Origin of the sequence: Rhodopseudomonas sp. BR0C11, assembly GCF_010820945.1 — a bacterium.
Classification (GTDB): Bacteria; Pseudomonadota; Alphaproteobacteria; order Rhizobiales; family Xanthobacteraceae; genus Rhodopseudomonas; species Rhodopseudomonas palustris_H.
Window position 1 is genome coordinate 1 of sequence record NZ_QTKI01000656.1, and the last position, 1,621, is coordinate 1,621.

The window sequence follows — 1,621 nt, forward strand, 5'->3', positions numbered from 1 at the left end:
TCGATCCGCCGCTCGCGCTCCACGCTCGGGTCGATACGGCCGAAGCGGTGCTAAAGGCGATGTCGCTCACAGGTCCATTCGCGCCGCTGGTGCTGATCGCCGGCCATGGCGCCAGCGTCGTCAACAATCCCCACGCCAGTGCGCTGCATTGTGGCGCTTGCGGCGGCTTCCCCGGCGACGTCAATGCGCGGCTGCTCGCCGGCCTACTCAACGATCCGGAGGTCCGTGCAGCGCTTGCCGGTCGCGGCATCGCGATCCCGGCCGATACGCTGTTCGTCGGCGCGCTGCATGACACCACCACGGACGCAGTGACGCTGTACGATGCTGATCATCCCTCGCCGGCGCACGCTACGAGCCTCGCGCAAACGCGGGCCTGGCTTGCCACCGCCGGCGCGCTGACGCGGAGTGAGCGGGCTTTGCGGTTGCCACGGACAACAACGGCCCGTTCGATTACGCGGCGGGCGCGCGATTGGGCCGAGGTCCGCCCTGAATGGGCGCTCGCCGGCTGCCGGGCCTTCATCGCCGCGCCGCGGTCCCACACCAGCGGTCGTGACCTTCAGGGGCAAGCCTTCCTGCACGACTATGACTGGCGCAAGGACACAGATTTCTCGGTGCTCGAGCTGATCCTCACCGCGCCAGTGGTGGTCACGAGCTGGATCAGTCTGCAATACTACGGCTCGACCGTCGCGCCGGAAACGTTCGGCGCCGGCAACAAGCTGCTGCACAACGTCACCGGCGGAATCGGCGTCGTCGAAGGCAATGGCGGCCTGCTGCGCGGCGGCTTGCCGTGGCAATCGGTGCATGATGGCGAACGCCTCGTCCACCAGCCGCTCCGGCTGTCGGTTCTGATCGAAGCTCCACACGAGGCGATTAGCACCATCCTCGATCGCGACCCGGACGTGCGCGCATTGTTCGACAATGGCTGGATGCATCTGTTCGCGCTCGACGATGACGGCCGGATGCACTGGCGCTACGGCCGTGATGGCCGCTGGGACGTCGTCGTGGCGCCTGCGGCACAGGAAAAATCGGTCGCAGAGCTCGCGTGAACCGGCGAGCTTAGTTCGGCGCCTTCAGCCGATATCCGATCCCAGTTTCCGTCAGTAGATACTGCGGACGCTCGGGATCGGGTTCGATCTTCTGCCGGAGCTGGCGAACATAGACACGCAGATATTGCGCATCCGTGAGTTCGTCCCACAATTCGTGCAACAGAAACTTGTGCGTCAGCACCTTGCCGGCGTGCTGCACCAGAACGCGGAGCAGGTCGTATTCCTTCGGCGACAGTTTGACCTCCTTGTCGCCGAGCTTGACGATCCGCCGCACCAGATCGACCGACAGATCGCCAACGCGGAACAGCGGACGCTCGCCCTGCGCCTGAAGCTGATGCCGCAGCGCGGCACGTAGGCGCGCCAGCAGTTCGTCCATGCCAAACGGCTTGGTGACGTAGTCGTCCGCACCGAGGTCCAGCGCCTCGACCTTGCCGGCTTCATCGCCACGGCTCGACAGCACGACAATCGGCACCGCTTCGCTCTGCGAACGGATCTGCCGAAGCAGCTCATGGCCCGGCAGATCCGGCAACCCGAGATCGAGCACGACGAGGTCGGGCGGCGTGGTCCCCATCGCC

2 protein-coding genes are annotated in these 1,621 nt (G+C 65.9%); one reads left to right on the forward strand and one right to left on the reverse strand.

Features of this window, described 5'->3' with window-relative positions; translation table 11 throughout:
* On the forward strand, nucleotides 1-1,046 hold a 1,046-nt coding region (locus DYI24_RS26260), incomplete at its 5' end, for a putative inorganic carbon transporter subunit DabA (RefSeq protein ID WP_164574391.1).
* 10 nt (nucleotides 1,047-1,056) lie between these two features.
* Here the strand turns inward: DYI24_RS26260 and DYI24_RS26265 are convergent.
* Nucleotides 1,057-1,621 (reverse strand): winged helix-turn-helix domain-containing protein (locus DYI24_RS26265; protein WP_164574392.1); only part of this gene is annotated, 565 nt, incomplete at its 5' end.